Source organism: Bacillus sp. EB106-06-01-XG163 (assembly GCF_058791615.1).
On record NZ_JBYTDS010000003.1, the window covers coordinates 98,176 to 113,400 of the forward strand.

Genomic DNA, 15,225 nt, shown 5'->3' on the forward strand with positions numbered 1-15,225 from the left:
CAATTGTGCTATCTTATTTAAAGATTCTGAAATTTTTCACCTCCAGCGATTGTACCAGTCTATGCGGCAGAATATGTAACAAAGTACTTAAAAGGAGTGTTTAGAATGTCATTAAGAGAAGAAGCGTTACATTTACACAAAGTAAATCAAGGAAAGCTGGAATCAAAAGCAAAGGTAGAAGTCAGAAACGCGGACGACTTAAGCCTTGCCTACTCTCCCGGAGTAGCTGAGCCTTGTAAAGAGATTTATGACGATAAAAACAAAGTATATGATTATACAATGAAGGGGAACATGGTAGCAGTCGTAACAGACGGATCAGCCGTTCTCGGTCTCGGTAATATCGGGCCTGAAGCTTCACTTCCGGTCATGGAAGGGAAAGCGGTGCTGTTCAAAAGTTTCGCGGGCGTGGATGCATTCCCGATCGCGCTTGACACAAACGATGTGGACAAAATCGTTGACACTGTAAAGCTGCTTGCACCGACATTCGGCGGTGTCAACCTTGAAGATATTGCGGCGCCGAACTGCTTCATTATCGAAGAGCGCCTGAAAAAAGAAACAAACATTCCGGTTTTCCACGATGATCAGCACGGCACTGCCATCGTAACCGTTGCCGGACTTGTAAACGCGCTGAAATTATCAGGAAAATCCATGTCATCCATTAAAGTTGTGGCAAACGGAGCGGGAGCGGCAGGCATCGCGATCATCAAGCTTCTTTACCATTTCGGCGTACGCAACATCGTAATGTGCGACTCTAAAGGGGCGATTTACGAAGGGCGTCCGGCCGGCATGAACGCAGTGAAAAACGAAGTGGCGAAGTTTACAAACCAAGACCGCAACGACGGTTCGCTGCAGGATGTCATTAAAGATGCAGACGTCTTTATCGGCGTATCAGTCGAAGGCGCGCTGACGAAAGAAATGGTGGAAAGCATGGCGAAAGATCCGATTATCTTCGCAATGGCCAACCCGAATCCGGAAATCATGCCTGAAGACGCGCGCGCAGCCGGCGCAAGCGTAATCGGAACAGGCCGTTCTGATTTCCCGAACCAGGTCAACAATGTTCTGGCATTCCCTGGAATTTTCCGCGGGGCGCTTGACGTTCGCGCGACTCACATCAACGAAGAAATGAAAATTGCTGCGGTTGAAGCGATTGCTTCCCTTGTTTCAGAGGAAGAATTAAGCGCTGATTATGTCATCCCGGCTCCATTTGACAAACGTGTGGCTCCTGCCGTTGCGAAAGCTGTTGCGAAAGCAGCGATGGAAACGGGCGTCGCCAGAATTACGGTCGATCCTGAGGAAGTGGCTGAAAAAACAAGACAGCTCACGGTTATCGGCGAATAATAACACAAAAATGAAATGGCAGCGCGTTGGAAAAAAACAACGCGCTGCTGTTCAATATACGGACTGCTGGCATTTTTTTAAGGGCAGGTCTTAAAAAAATTTCAGCAGAATCCTTATTTCTTTTGAAAACGCTGACAGATAAGGCTGAACAACGCTTTTTACGGTATGAAATCCGTCCGTTTCCGTCTGTTTTGCAGCAAAAAATGTCGAATGGAGGATGACACCGTTTGACAAAAAAAGTACAATAGTTTCGGTAAAGTTATTATTAAGTCTATCTAATCGGAAGACATGCAGTGAAGAGAACCCTTCACAAAAGGGAGGTAATCATTTGTTAAAGGATATATTCACAAAAAAGAAAAAATATGCTTCCGTGCCGTCTGAGCAGGCAAAACATGATGTTCCGGAAGGCATTATGACAAAGTGCTCCAAATGTAAAAAAATCATGCTCACAAAAGAGTTAGATAAAAACCTGCGCGTCTGCATGAACTGCGGGCACCATTTCCCGATGAATGCAAAGCAGCGCATTGAAAGCCTCCTGGATGAAGATTCATTCGAAGAATTCAACCAGGGAATGATATCTGAAAACCCGCTCGGTTTCCCGGAATACTTAGAAAAAATCGAAAAAGACCGTGAGAAAACATCGCTGAATGAAGCGGTGATTACCGGAAAAGGAACCATCAGCGGATTCCCGGCCGTGATCGCGATCATGGATTCAACATTCCGAATGGGCAGCATGGGTTCGGTTGTCGGCGAAAAAATCACGCTTGCAATTGAAAAAGCAAAAGAGGAAAAAGTCCCGTTTATCATCTTTACCGCTTCAGGCGGCGCACGTATGCAGGAGGGGGTCTTAAGCCTTATGCAAATGGCCAAGACAAGCTCTGCATTAAAACTGTTCAGTGAGGAGCAGGGACTGATTATTTCTGTCATGACCCATCCGACGACAGGCGGCGTATCGGCCAGTTTCGCGTCTCTCGGTGATTATAATTTCGCTGAACCGGGCGCCTTGATCGGATTTGCCGGAAGACGTATTATTGAACAGACGATCGGGGAAAAACTGCCGGAAGATTTCCAGACGGCGGAATTTTTATTAAAGCACGGCCAGCTTGATGCGGTGATTCACCGAAACGACATGAAAGACAAACTCGCATTTCTGCTGGACATGCACCAAACAGGAGGTGAGCATGAGTGGCTGCAAGATTAGAATTTGAAAAACCAGTGATTGAACTGCAGACGAAAATCGCCGAACTGAAAAAATTCACCCAAGATTCGGAGATGGATTTAAGCGCTGAAATCGCAAGGCTTGAAGACCGGCTCAGCAAGCTTCAGGATGAGATTTATAAAAACCTGAAGCCGTGGGACAGAGTGCAGATCGCACGCCTTCCCGACCGGCCGACGACGCTTGATTACATTCAATACCTGTTTACCGACTTTTTTGAGTGCCACGGAGACAGAACATACGGAGATGATGCGGCGATTGTCGGCGGAGTCGCCAAATATCACGGCATGCCGGTCACCGTTATCGGACATCAGCGCGGAAAAGACACGAAAGAAAACCTTGTCCGCAATTTCGGGATGCCTCACCCTGAGGGCTACCGCAAAGCGCTTCGTCTCATGAAGCAGGCGGATAAGTTCAACCGCCCGATTATCTGCTTCATCGACACGAAGGGAGCGTACCCGGGTAAAGCGGCGGAGGAACGGGGACAAAGTGAAGCCATCGCCAAGAACCTGTTCGAGATGGCCGGCCTGAAAGTGCCTGTCGTTTGTATCGTCATCGGGGAAGGCGGCAGCGGAGGCGCGCTTGCGTTAGGTGTGGGCAACCGCATGCTGATGCTTGAGAACTCGACGTATTCCGTTATTTCTCCTGAAGGAGCCGCATCCATTTTGTGGAAAGACTCCAGCCTTGCGAAAAAAGCGGCCGAAACCATGAAGATTACTGCGCCCGATTTATTAGAATTAGGAATTATTGATGATATGATTAAAGAAGTGAAGGGCGGAGCTCACCATGATATCAAGCAGCAGGCGGGCTACATTGACGGTATACTTAAAGAAACGTTAAAATCTCTTCTTCAATTGAACGCCGAAGAATTGATCTCACAGCGATATGAAAAATATAAAGCAATCGGGAAAGTTTCGGTTGAGGATCAATATATCGGGGTAAACTGAATAGACGTGAAGCCTATGGCTCACGTTTATTTTTTGTGATTTTTGTGATATTCCTTAAATTTTATTTAAAAACAATTTATTTAATTGTATAATAGGTAAGGTTTCATGGGAGCTCAGGCGTCCCTTTTCATTGTTTTAGGGCAATGATCATGATATGTTTAACATATATATGTTGCTGAGGTGAATAGGAAATGAAGCGTATAGGAGTTTTAACGAGCGGCGGGGATTCCCCGGGTATGAACGCTGCGGTGCGCGCGGTTGTGCGGAAAGCTATCTACCACGACGTCGAAGTGTACGGAATTTATAACGGTTATTCAGGATTAATCAGCGGAAAAATAGAGAAACTGGAGCTTGGTTCGGTCGGTGACATCATCCACCGCGGCGGAACAAAGCTGTATACGGCCAGATGTCCTGAATTCAAAACAGTTGAAGGCCGTGAAAAAGGAATCGAAAATTTAAAGAAACTCGGCATTGAAGGTCTTGTCGTCATCGGCGGAGACGGTTCATACATGGGTGCGAAAAAATTAACGGAACACGGGTTTCCGTGTGTAGGTGTACCGGGTACGATAGATAATGACATCCCGGGAACTGATTTTACGATCGGATTTGATACGGCGTTAAACACCGTAATTGATGCGATTGATAAAATCCGTGACACCGCTACGTCTCATGAGCGTACATACGTTATTGAAGTGATGGGGCGCCATGCGGGCGACATTGCTTTATGGGCAGGTCTTGCAGGCGGAGCGGAATCAATTTTAATTCCTGAAGCGGACTACGATATGCAGGAAATTATCGGCCGTTTGAAGAGAGGGCACGACCGCGGCAAAAAACACAGTATCATCATCGTTGCAGAAGGGGTAGGCAGCGGGGTTGAATTCGGAAAACGCATCGAAGAAGAAACGAACCTTGAAACACGGGTATCCGTTTTAGGGCACATCCAGCGCGGCGGATCTCCAAGCGCTTCTGACCGGGTTCTTGCAAGCCGCCTCGGCGCTTACGCGGTTGAGCTTCTGCTTAAAGGAAAAGGCGGACGCTGCGTAGGTATACAAAACAACAAGCTTGTAGACCATGATATTATAGAAATTTTAGAATCAAAACATACTGTTGAACCAAACATGTATCAGCTTTCAAAAGAACTGTCTATTTAAGGCGGAAGAAGCTGAAGATTTCAGAAGGAAGTGAACGAGTTGAAAAAAACAAAAATCGTTTGTACAATCGGTCCGGCCAGTGAAAGTGTAGAAATGCTGACAAAATTGATGGAAGCGGGTATGAACGTTGCTCGTCTGAATTTTTCACACGGTGATTTCGAAGAGCACGGCGCAAGAATCAAAAACATCAGAGAAGCAAGCAAAAAGCTCGGCAAAAACGTGGGGATTCTCCTCGATACGAAAGGTCCGGAAATCCGCACGCACGATATGGAAAACGGCGCGCTTGAGCTTCAGGCGGGAAATGAAATTATCGTTTCTACGAAACAGGTGCTGGGAACGCTTGAAAAATTCTCAGTTTCTTATGAAGGCCTGGCAGACGACGTGTCAGCAGGGTCTATCATCCTGTTGGATGACGGTTTAATCGGATTGGAAGTGCTAGAATCAAATCCGGAAAAACACGAAATCAAAACAAAAATCTTAAACAGCGGCACGCTGAAAAATAAAAAAGGCGTAAACGTTCCCGGCGTCAGCGTCAACCTTCCCGGAATTACTGAAAAAGACGCCAAAGACATCGTATTCGGTATCGAGCAAGGCGTTGATTTCATCGCTGCGTCATTTGTACGCCGTTCTACGGATGTCCTTGAAATCCGCGAACTGCTTGAAGAGCATAACGCGTCTGACATTCAAATCATTCCTAAGATCGAGAACCAGGAAGGCGTGGACAACCTGGACGCGATCCTGGAAGTATCTGACGGCTTAATGGTAGCGCGCGGAGACCTCGGCGTAGAGATTCCGGCCGAAGAAGTGCCGCTCGTGCAAAAAGAAATGATCAAAAAATGCAACGCGCTCGGCAAACCGGTTATTACTGCGACACAAATGCTTGACAGCATGCAGCGCAACCCTCGTCCGACACGCGCTGAAGCAAGTGACGTTGCCAACGCCATTTTCGACGGCACAGACGCTATCATGCTTTCCGGTGAGACGGCTGCGGGACAATATCCTGTCGAGGCGGTTCAAACAATGTTTAACATCGCCACACGCACGGAAGAATCTCTGAACTACAAAGAAATTCTGTCTAAACGCAGAGATCAGGTCGGCATGACGATTACCGATGCGATCGGCCAATCAGTTGCGCACACGGCGATCAATCTGAGTGCGGCAGCTATCGTTACCCCTACAGAAAGCGGCCATACGGCGCGTATGATCGCGAAATACCGTCCGCAGGCTCCGATTGTAGCCGTTACGGTTAATGAGTCTGTATCACGCAAACTCGGTCTTGTATTCGGTGTATTCCCGGCAAGCGGCCAAAACGCGAATTCAACCGATGAAATGCTTGAAGACGCGGTTCAAAAATCACTTGACAGCGGCATCGTGAAACGCGGTGATCTGATTGTCATTACAGCAGGTTCTGTCGGTGAATCAGGCACGACGAATCTGATGAAAGTCCACACTGTCGGCAGCGTTATCGCGAAAGGGCAAGGCATCGGACGCAAATCTGCATTCGGTCCGGTCGTTGTTGCAAAAAATGCGAAAGAAGCTGAACAAAAAATGACAGACGGCGCAGTATTGGTTGCTTCAAGCACTGACCGCGACATGATCGCTTCACTTGAAAAAGCATCAGCGCTCATCACTGAAGAAGGCGGTCTGACAAGCCATGCAGCCGTTGTCGGTTTAAGCTTGGGCATTCCGGTTATCGTCGGTCTGGAGAACGCAACTTCAGTTTTAACAGAAGGACAGGTTATCACAGTTGACGCTGCCCGCGGCGCTGTGTATGAAGGCCGCGCAAGCGTTCTTTAAACAGCTTTAAAAAAGAGAGGGGGGTTCTCCCTTCTCTTTTGTCTTTAGGTTGATTTTCCTATTCCCATGCGGGCGGTGACGCGCTTTTAGAAGGGCAGGAGGGCAGAAAAATGAGAGTGTTATTCTTACTGTTTATCGTGTGTCCGGCAATTGAAATCGGTTTGTTTCTGCTGGCGGGAAAATGGCTCGGTATTTTTCCGACCTTCCTTCTCATCATTTTGACAGGCGTGTTAGGCGCCTTGGTGGCAAAAAGACAGGGAACCGATGTGTATCATCGGGTGATGCGCGACCTGCAGCACGGCAAAATGCCGGGGGAAGCGCTTCTTGACGGAATATGCGTCTTTTTCGGAGGCCTGCTTTTGATGCTTCCGGGTTTTCTGTCCGATATTGCAGGGGCCTGTCTTCTGATTCCGTTCACTCGGAACCGCATGAAGCCGCTTTTGTTCAAATGGCTGAGAGGAATGTCAAAAAACAAGCGGATCATTATCAAATAAAAACGGCAGCCTTCTTACAGGGCTGCTGTTTTTATTTGGACTGAACAGTAATATAGGCCCATATTTCTTTTAAAGCGCCCGTTGTGATAAAGGCCTGAATGAAAACGAGCAGCGCGGGCCCCGCAGCCAGTCCTAAAATTCCGAACAATTTAAAGCCGGCAAACAGAGCGATTAAGGTCGCAAGCGGATCAAGTCCGATTGACTTGCTTAAAATTTTCGGCTCCGTCAGCTGGCGCTGGATAAGAACCACAATATATAAAACACCGAGACCGATCGCTTGAGGAAGCTGACCGGCAATGGCCAAATACATAATCCAGGGAACAAAGACCGACCCGGCGCCGAGATACGGGAGAAGGTCCACCAGGCCGATAAAAAAGGCGATGGTTGCCGCATGCTCAATCCCTAAAAGAAAAAGTCCGATAAAGACAATGATCATCGTGAAAAGTATGAGCACGGCCTGCGCCTTAATGAAACCTGCCATCGCTTTTTTCAGCTCTCCCGATACGGCCTTGGCGTTTGCTGAAACCCGTTCCGGAAGAATGGAATAAAGCAGCGCCTTCAGCTTATGCCAGTCCTTTGTCATAAAAAAAGTCGCCAGCATTGCGAAAATGAAGACGGCAGCTGTATTGGGAAGGAAGGCAATCCATTTCGGCACCAGCTCCAAAAGATGTGAAAGCATCAGCCCCGCATTTTTAGCGGCTGTATCACCGAGGGTCTGAATATGCGTCACGATGGATGCTTGCTGGTTGGTTTCCAGCCCGTTAAATAGGACGGTCAGCTCGTGGTACAATGGCTGAATGCGGGAAGTGAACAGCTCTTCACAATACGTCATAAAGGCGCTGATATGAGGAGGGAGCGTTTTGGCCAGATAGGCGGTTCCCGAAATGATTTCCGCAACGAGAAATGTCGCCGCGCCAAGAAGAATAAGCAAAAAGAAGACCAGGACAATGACTGTATTGACTGACCGGGGCATCCCCGTCAGTTTGTCCAGCCAGTCAACAACGGGAATGATCGCTGATGACAGAATAAGGGCGATCAGAAACGGATAAGTTAACGGAAATGAGGCGTAACCGGCCGCTAAAGCGCCGCCGGCCGCAGCGAGTACAAACAGCGCGCGGAAAAAAACAGTTGCATAGTGCGGATTCACATCGATCCTCCTCTCGGTCGGCACGTCCTATTACATTAGTTTATTCGTCAAAAAAAAGGATATGAATACAGATATGATGAAAGAGGGTGCTTTCAGGATGTTTACACAGGCGAATTTATTTTTACTATTATTGCTGGCCATCGCATTGGTAGCCAAAAATCAGTCATTGCTTTTTGCCGTCGGCTTTCTCATTGTGATAAAAGCTGTCGGTCTTGATCAGAAACTATTTCCGGTTATTCAGTCAAAAGGCATCAACTGGGGAGTCACCGTCATTACAATCGCCGTTTTAGTGCCGATTGCCACAGGTGATATCGGTTTTAAACAGCTCGGAGAAGCGATGAAATCATATTATGCGTGGATCGCTCTCGGTGCCGGGATCGCGGTTGCCTTAATCGCCAAAAACGGTCTCACCTTATTGGAAAACGACCCTCATATTACAACGGCGCTGGTCATCGGCACGATACTTGCCGTCGCGCTTTTCGGAGGCGTCGCCGTCGGCCCGTTAATCGGCGCCGGAATCGCCTACTTGGCCATGCAAATCGTTAAAATATTCACTTCGTAAAGTAAAAAAGCGGCGTAAAGCTGCTTTTTTTTGTGGAGAAAATTAGAGTTTGCACCTTCGCATTTTGTAGTTCAGACAAATGCCATTTGCATTATTCCGATGAATGAAGCGGCTTACCATGTAACAAAGAACTTCGGGATTGACGGCGCACATGGAGTGAAAACAGCGATTGCAGTAGATTAAAAGCTGATGGGATTTATGGGCCTGATACCAAAGCAAAACTTGAAGTGTTGTTAAAATAAGCGGAGACCCTTTCCTTCAATTTGAAAGTTTGTTACATTTATAATGAGAATGAAAAAACACAATTCGGTTGGTAGTCCGGATGCATGATTTAAAATGTCAGTAACCTTCCCCTCCTCGGGATGTCCATCATTCTTCAGTAAATTTAGGAGGAGGGAATCGTTATGAAATTAACGGTTTACTACGATGGTCAGTTTTGGGTAGGAGTCATTGAAGTTGTGAATGATGGGAAATTAAGAGCAATTCGTCATTTGTTTGGACAAGAGCCAAAGGATTCAGAAATAATGCATTTTGTTAATAATCAACTTTTACAGACTCTCTCCCACACTGAACAAGAAGGGGTTTGTGTTAAAGCAAAATCTAAGAAATTAAACCCAAAAAGATTGCAACGACAAGCTTCTAAAGAGATGAAAAATATCGGGATATCAACTAAGGCACAAAAAGCGATAAAACAGGAGCTTGAAGCAAGAAAGGAAAAGAAAAAACAACTGAATAGAAAACAAAGAGAAAAAATAAAGGAACAAAAATATTTAATCAGAAAACAAAAAGCAAAAGAAAAGCATAGGGGAAAATAGTTGGAGAGCCCGATGAAGCCCTTCGATTGAAAAGTTGAGCGGCATCAGTTAGTTTCTTCGGACTGATTTAGAGAAAAAAAGTATAAGTCAGAGCCCTTCTCGAGATGAGGAGGGTTTTTCTGCCATTTATTTAAAATCACTTACATCAGTAAATGAGTCAGTTTCAATTGATGAACGGTTTGATGAGGATATTTACAGCCCGAAAACAGCGCAAATGCAGTCAAACGATTCCAGTCCATGTGCGGCATGACTGCTGACGGCATTTATTGGCCAAAGACAAAGATGAAAATCAGCGTTAAAGAAACAGGAAAAATTAGATAAAGAACGAAAAAATTTCTAAATATAGTTGGATTGGTATATTATTGAACAGCTTTAAATAGGTGTAACAGTAGGTAAATTACTAAAGAATCTAAGGTTAGTATTTGGATTCTAATATTTGGGTAGGGGGAAATAATGCTATCACTTAATAGAGCTTTAAAATTACGTGATTTAGAAGTTTTTCGTGTGCTGAAAGATGGTAACATTTTATCTTACGTAATAATTGAAGATACTCGAAAGCCATTTACAGAAGAAGACAAAAAATTAGAACCACTGTGTTATATGGACGAAAAAGATATTAATGCGATTTTAAACGTTTTTAAGATTTCAATTGTTAATGATGAAAAATTAAATGAAGATAATTCAATTTTTATAAGATCTTACTTTTCTGAATTTGTTAATCATACAAATTTAACGAATTTTATTATTAAAGAATATGTTCAAAAGAATTTATATGATTACGATGATGAAGATGACATCATTTTTTTTAATAGAATTTTACGTAGTATAGGATCAGATTATGTTATCAAAGAATTTGACGATATAAATTGGATTTATTTATCTCAAGATTGATTTCTTATTTAGATTTTGAAGGAGTACAGAAGATAATTTCTGTACTCCTTTTTAAGGCGAAAAATAGACTTCTAGTTTCTCTTATAGCATAAATACACTTGACGAAAATCGTAAGTTCAGCACGCGCAAGGGGTGTATATAAGTGCTTTATTGTCATGGATGTTCTATTTCCAAAATCGCTATCAATTTTTTGTTATTTTCGGTTAATTAGGAAAATTGCGGTATTTTTTCGTTTACAGAAAATAAGAAATTAGTGGAAAATAAATCAAAAGAGGAGGAGGGGAATGAATGCATGGACCAAGTATTACCGTCTTCACATGTAGGCGTTAAAATTAACGAGTGGTACAAGATGATTCGTCAATTTAGTGTGCCAGACGCGGAAATTTTAAAAGCCGAAGTGGAACACGAAATAAAAGAAATGGAAGAAGACGAATATTTACTTATTTATTACTCTCTCATGACTTTTCGTCATCAACTTATGCTAGATTATTTAAACCCAGAAATAAAGTATAGGACTGATAGGCCAACCACCACAGAACTACTTGAGAAGATTGAGAAACCACAAAAAACACTTACCGGCCTCTTAAAATATTACTCACATTTTTTTCGCGGAATGTACGAATTTGATCAGAAGCAGTATGTAGAAGCAATTAATTTTTATCGTAAAGCAGAGATGGAAATTCATCATGTCTCTGATGAAATAGAACAAGCTGAGTTTCATTTTAAGTTGGCAGAGGCTTATTATAATATGAAACAAACGCACGTATCTATGCATCATATTCTAAAAGCGTTAGAAATTTATGATCGAAACCCGCTTTATACCGTCCGAAAAATTCAAAGTTTATTTGTAATTGTGGGTAATTATCTTGATTTTAAACATTACGAAAAAGGATTACAGCATCTTGAAGAAGCCTTGAAGCTTTCGCAAGAATTTGGTCATAAAAGGTTGATTTCCTCTGCTCTTTATAATTTGGGTGAAAGTTATCACTACATGGGACAAGAAGAAAAGGCCGAAGCGTATTTGAGACAAGCAATTGTGATTGGTGAAGAAATGAAATTGAGAACTCTGCCCCATTCATATTATTCACTTTCCATAGTATTATTTAAGCAAAAGAAAACAGCCGCGGCAGGCCAAGCTTTAAAAGAAGGTTTAAAAACAGCAGTAAAATATGACGACAATTTGTTTTGCTTATTAACAGAGTTTTTATATGTTTTATTTGCTGAACCGATTAACAAAGACAGCCTTGTAGAAATTTTAAGTAAGCTTGAAAATATTCATATGTATTCGTATGTCGAAGAGTTGACACTTTTAACAGCAAACTTTTTCAAAGGAATGAAGGACTTTGAAATGGCTACAATTTTTTATGATAAGATGGTGGAGTCTCAACTTCAAATACAGCGGGGGGATTGTTTGTATGAATATTAAAAAAGCAATTTGTTTCTCTGTCTCTGCTTTCGCTATTACGTTCGGTGTAATTGCTTTTGTGGGAAACACGACTCATCTTCATCATAATGCAGCCAAAACTGATAACGAGGTAATACAACTAGCTGCGCGACTGCAAACATGATTTCGAAACAAAAAAAGATGTGGCCTTTTTAGGGCTGCATCTTTTTTTATCATGTATTTTCGTTTTTTCTCTTTTTAGGCGGGGCTGCGGCTGCTGCATTTATAAGCATGGTAACAGGTTATGTTGCTTCAAAGGGTGATATTCGTTTGAAGTTCGCAGAAAAATACAAATGGAACGTTATATACACAAAAGCGAAATACGAAGTAACAACAAAGATATATATAAGAAAATTTGAGCCAACTAAAACCAAGACATGGATTTCTGAAGCTGATCCGAACATTGATTCAGTCGAGTAAAAAATTAACCCCCTTCTCCGGTAAAGAAGGGGGGTTAAATTTGCGGTGAAGTTGTCGCGCTTGTCCTTTTAAAGTCTCCTCCAAAACTCCCCCAAATGAAAACATGAGAATACATGGTTTTACAAAGCGCCTGAAAGCAAGCGATTAAATTTATCAACGTAAAACCTTGATATATAGGGCTTTTAAAACATTTTTAGTTAAAAGTCTACAAATTAATCAGATTATTGTTTATAATAAGAATAGGCTTAAACTTAAATAAGCTTATAAGAATTTGTTATGTTCCTCTATAAGCATATCGGTTATGTAACCGCAATCAGTGAAATGTAAGCATTTTCTTAAAGGGGAAAGGGATTGTTTGCATGACTCATTTTAAGTAAGCCGTATGTTTTATATACTCTTTAAAGGGGAATTTTGATTGAAAAGGAGAGGTTGAATATGACAGCAACACGCGGTCTTGAAGGGGTTGTAGCAACAACATCATCTGTAAGCTCTATTATCGACGATACCCTTACATATGTAGGGTACGATATTGACGACTTGACAGAGAATGCAAGTTTTGAAGAAATCATTTATTTGCTGTGGCATCTGCGCCTGCCGAATAAAACGGAACTTGCTGAACTGAAAAAACAGCTTGCGAAAGAAGCTGCCGTTCCACAAGAAATCATTGAGCACTTCAAATCATATCCCCTCAATAACGTACATCCAATGGCTGCGCTCCGGACGGCGATTTCATTACTCGGTCTGACTGACAGTGAAGCCGATGTTATGAATCCGGAAGCGAACTACAGAAAAGCCATCCGTCTGCAGGCGAAAGTGCCGGGCATTGTCGCCGCTTTCTCAAGAATCCGCAAAGGACTTGATCCTGTTGAACCGAAGGAAGAGTACGGAATCGCGGAGAACTTCCTTTACACCTTAAACGGTGAAGAGCCTTCTCCGATCGAAGTGGAAGCGTTTAACAAAGCGCTCATTCTTCATGCGGATCATGAGCTGAACGCATCAACGTTTACGGCGAGAGTATGTGTCGCCACCTTATCTGATATTTACTCAGGCATCACTGCCGCCATCGGCGCTTTAAAAGGGCCGCTTCACGGCGGAGCCAATGAAGCCGTCATGAAAATGCTGACAGAAATCGGCGAAGTGGAAAACGCCGAGCCTTATATCCGCAGCAAAATGGAGAAAAAGGAAAAAGTAATGGGCTTCGGACACCGTGTGTATAAGCATGGAGACCCGCGCGCCAAACACTTAAAAGAAATGAGCAAACGCCTGACGAATCTGACGGGTGAAAGCAAATGGTATGAGATGTCAATCCGTGTCGAAGAAATCGTGACGTCGGAGAAAAAACTTCCGCCTAACGTTGATTTCTATTCCGCATCTGTATACCACAGTCTCGGCATTGATCACGATCTGTTCACGCCGATCTTTGCGGTCAGCAGAATGTCAGGATGGATCGCCCATATTCTTGAACAGTACGATAACAACCGCCTCATCCGCCCGCGCGCTGATTACACGGGTCCGGATAAGCAGACTTTTGTTCCGATTGATGAAAGAGCCTGATCAAACGGGAGGCTGGTGATTTTCATGTCGTTAGCCTCTTGTTAATCAAGCCCGGATTGGTTTACAATTTTGATAGAATCTTGAGAAAAGTCATTTTATTTTCTATACAAGAAAAATAAAATGTTTTCTAAATATGAATTACATACTGGGAGGTAATATTGTGTCACAAGGTGAAAAAATTACAGTCTCTAATGGAGTATTAAACGTACCAAATAATCCGATTATCCCGTTTATTGAAGGCGACGGCACAGGCCCTGATATTTGGAACGCCGCTTCTAAAGTATTGGAAGCCGCTGTTGAAAAAGCATATAAAGGCGAGAAAAAAATCACGTGGAAAGAAGTTTATGCCGGTGAAAAGGCTTATAATAAAACAGGTGAGTGGCTTCCTGCCGAAACGCTGGAAGACATCAGAGAGTACTTCATCGCCATCAAAGGTCCTCTGACGACACCGGTCGGCGGCGGTATCCGTTCTCTGAACGTGGCGCTGAGACAGGAGCTTGATTTGTTTACGTGCCTGCGCCCTGTCAGATATTTCACGGGAGTGCCTTCTCCGGTCAAACGACCTGAAGATACGGATATGGTCATTTTCCGCGAGAATACGGAAGATATTTATGCCGGAATTGAGTATGCGAAAGGTTCTGAAGAGGTTGAAAAGCTGATCAGCTTCCTGCAAAATGAAATGGGTGTTAACAAAATCCGTTTCCCTGAAACGTCAGGAATCGGCATCAAACCTGTTTCTGAAGAAGGCACAAGCCGCTTAGTCAGAGCTGCCATTGAGTATGCGATCGAAAACGGCCGTAAGTCTGTCACGCTTGTCCACAAAGGAAACATCATGAAGTTCACTGAAGGGGCATTTAAAAACTGGGGCTACGAGCTTGCCGAAAGAGAATACGGAGATAAAGTATTCACTTGGGCTGAATATGACCGCATTGTCGAAAAAGACGGAAAAGAAGCGGCTGATAAAGCGCAGAGCGACGCGGAAGCGGCAGGGAAAATCATCGTCAAAGACAGCATCGCTGATATTTTCCTTCAGCAGATCTTAACCCGTCCGAGCGAATTCGACGTCGTGGCGACAATGAACTTAAACGGAGACTATATCTCTGATGCGCTTGCCGCTCAGGTAGGCGGAATCGGGATCGCGCCGGGAGCGAACATCAACTATGAAACAGGGCATGCGATTTTCGAAGCGACTCACGGAACGGCTCCTAAATATGCCGGCCTTGACAAAGTCAACCCGTCATCCGTCATCCTTTCAGGAGTGCTTCTTCTTGAACACCTGAACTGGAATGAGGCTGCTGACTTGATCATTAAATCTATGGAAAAAACGATTGCTTCAAAAGTAGTAACGTACGATTTTGCTAGATTAATGGACGGTGCAACTGAAGTGAAATGTTCAGAGTTTGGTGAAGAGCTAATTAAAAACATGGACTGAACCTAAAGCAGACTTCT

At 43.8% G+C, this 15,225-nt stretch carries 13 protein-coding genes and 2 pseudogenes; 14 read left to right on the top strand and 1 reads right to left on the bottom strand.

Annotated features, from left to right (window positions below):
* The first annotated feature begins 105 nt into the window (after nt 1-105).
* From ystJ to AC3WTF_RS04520, 6 genes are all read left to right on the top strand, one after another.
* Complete coding sequence (gene ystJ / locus AC3WTF_RS04495) at nt 106-1,338, top strand: NADP-dependent malic enzyme (RefSeq protein ID WP_047936020.1); 1,233 nt, start codon at nt 106-108, stop codon at nt 1,336-1,338.
* A gap of 328 nt (nt 1,339-1,666) precedes the next feature.
* Nucleotides 1,667-2,539, top strand: coding sequence for an acetyl-CoA carboxylase, carboxyltransferase subunit beta (gene accD / locus AC3WTF_RS04500; protein ID WP_492314201.1), 873 nt, complete (start codon nt 1,667-1,669; stop codon nt 2,537-2,539).
* A complete protein-coding gene (accA, locus tag AC3WTF_RS04505) occupies nt 2,524-3,501 on the top strand; it encodes an acetyl-CoA carboxylase carboxyl transferase subunit alpha (RefSeq protein ID WP_020956193.1) in 978 nt (325 codons plus the stop codon). The genes accD and accA overlap by 16 nt, the downstream gene beginning before the upstream one ends.
* A 191-nt stretch (nt 3,502-3,692) precedes the next feature.
* Nucleotides 3,693-4,652: a 6-phosphofructokinase gene (gene pfkA / locus AC3WTF_RS04510; RefSeq protein ID WP_007408068.1), complete on the top strand. Its 960-nt coding sequence runs from the start codon at nt 3,693-3,695 to the stop codon at nt 4,650-4,652.
* Nucleotides 4,653-4,691: 39 nt separating this feature from the next.
* Entirely contained in the window at nt 4,692-6,449 is a 1,758-nt protein-coding gene (gene pyk, locus AC3WTF_RS04515; protein ID WP_007408069.1) for a pyruvate kinase, read from the top strand.
* 110 nt (nt 6,450-6,559) lie between these two features.
* Complete coding sequence (locus tag AC3WTF_RS04520; RefSeq protein WP_012118168.1) at nt 6,560-6,943, top strand: FxsA family protein; 384 nt, start codon at nt 6,560-6,562, stop codon at nt 6,941-6,943.
* A gap of 31 nt (nt 6,944-6,974) precedes the next feature.
* On the opposite strand, the gene ytvI is transcribed toward AC3WTF_RS04520, so the two are convergent.
* On the bottom strand, nt 6,975-8,090 hold the full coding sequence (gene ytvI / locus AC3WTF_RS04525) for a sporulation integral membrane protein YtvI (protein WP_012118167.1): 1,116 nt from the start codon (nt 8,088-8,090) through the stop codon (nt 6,975-6,977).
* A gap of 97 nt (nt 8,091-8,187) precedes the next feature.
* Between ytvI and AC3WTF_RS04530 the strand changes: the two genes are divergently transcribed.
* The 8 genes and pseudogenes from AC3WTF_RS04530 to icd all read left to right on the top strand — a co-directional run bounded on the left by AC3WTF_RS04530 (nt 8,188) and on the right by icd (nt 15,208).
* Nucleotides 8,188-8,652, top strand: coding sequence for a DUF441 domain-containing protein (locus AC3WTF_RS04530; protein ID WP_003152447.1), 465 nt, complete (start codon nt 8,188-8,190; stop codon nt 8,650-8,652).
* A 126-nt stretch (nt 8,653-8,778) separates the two neighbouring features.
* Nucleotides 8,779-8,894, top strand: a pseudogene (locus AC3WTF_RS04535) (N-acetylmuramoyl-L-alanine amidase); the annotation flags it as partial.
* Nucleotides 8,895-9,056: 162 nt separating this feature from the next.
* Nucleotides 9,057-9,467: a YjdF family protein gene (locus tag AC3WTF_RS04540; protein ID WP_015240369.1), complete on the top strand. Its 411-nt coding sequence runs from the start codon at nt 9,057-9,059 to the stop codon at nt 9,465-9,467.
* 184 nt (nt 9,468-9,651) lie between these two features.
* A pseudogene (locus AC3WTF_RS04545) lies at nt 9,652-9,788 on the top strand (peptidoglycan-binding domain-containing protein); the annotation flags it as partial.
* Nucleotides 9,789-9,920: 132 nt separating this feature from the next.
* Nucleotides 9,921-10,358 carry a terpene synthase gene (locus AC3WTF_RS04550; RefSeq protein WP_129003190.1) on the top strand — a complete coding sequence of 146 codons (438 nt, stop codon included), beginning with the start codon at nt 9,921-9,923 and terminating at the stop codon, nt 10,356-10,358.
* A gap of 292 nt (nt 10,359-10,650) precedes the next feature.
* Entirely contained in the window at nt 10,651-11,784 is a 1,134-nt protein-coding gene (locus AC3WTF_RS04555) for a Rap family tetratricopeptide repeat protein (RefSeq protein ID WP_014418617.1), read from the top strand.
* A gap of 873 nt (nt 11,785-12,657) precedes the next feature.
* Nucleotides 12,658-13,776 carry a citrate synthase gene (gene citZ, locus AC3WTF_RS04560; protein WP_003152453.1) on the top strand — a complete coding sequence of 373 codons (1,119 nt, stop codon included), beginning with the start codon at nt 12,658-12,660 and terminating at the stop codon, nt 13,774-13,776.
* A gap of 160 nt (nt 13,777-13,936) precedes the next feature.
* Entirely contained in the window at nt 13,937-15,208 is a 1,272-nt protein-coding gene (gene icd / locus AC3WTF_RS04565; RefSeq protein ID WP_007408075.1) for an NADP-dependent isocitrate dehydrogenase, read from the top strand.
* Nucleotides 15,209-15,225 lie beyond the last annotated feature (17 nt).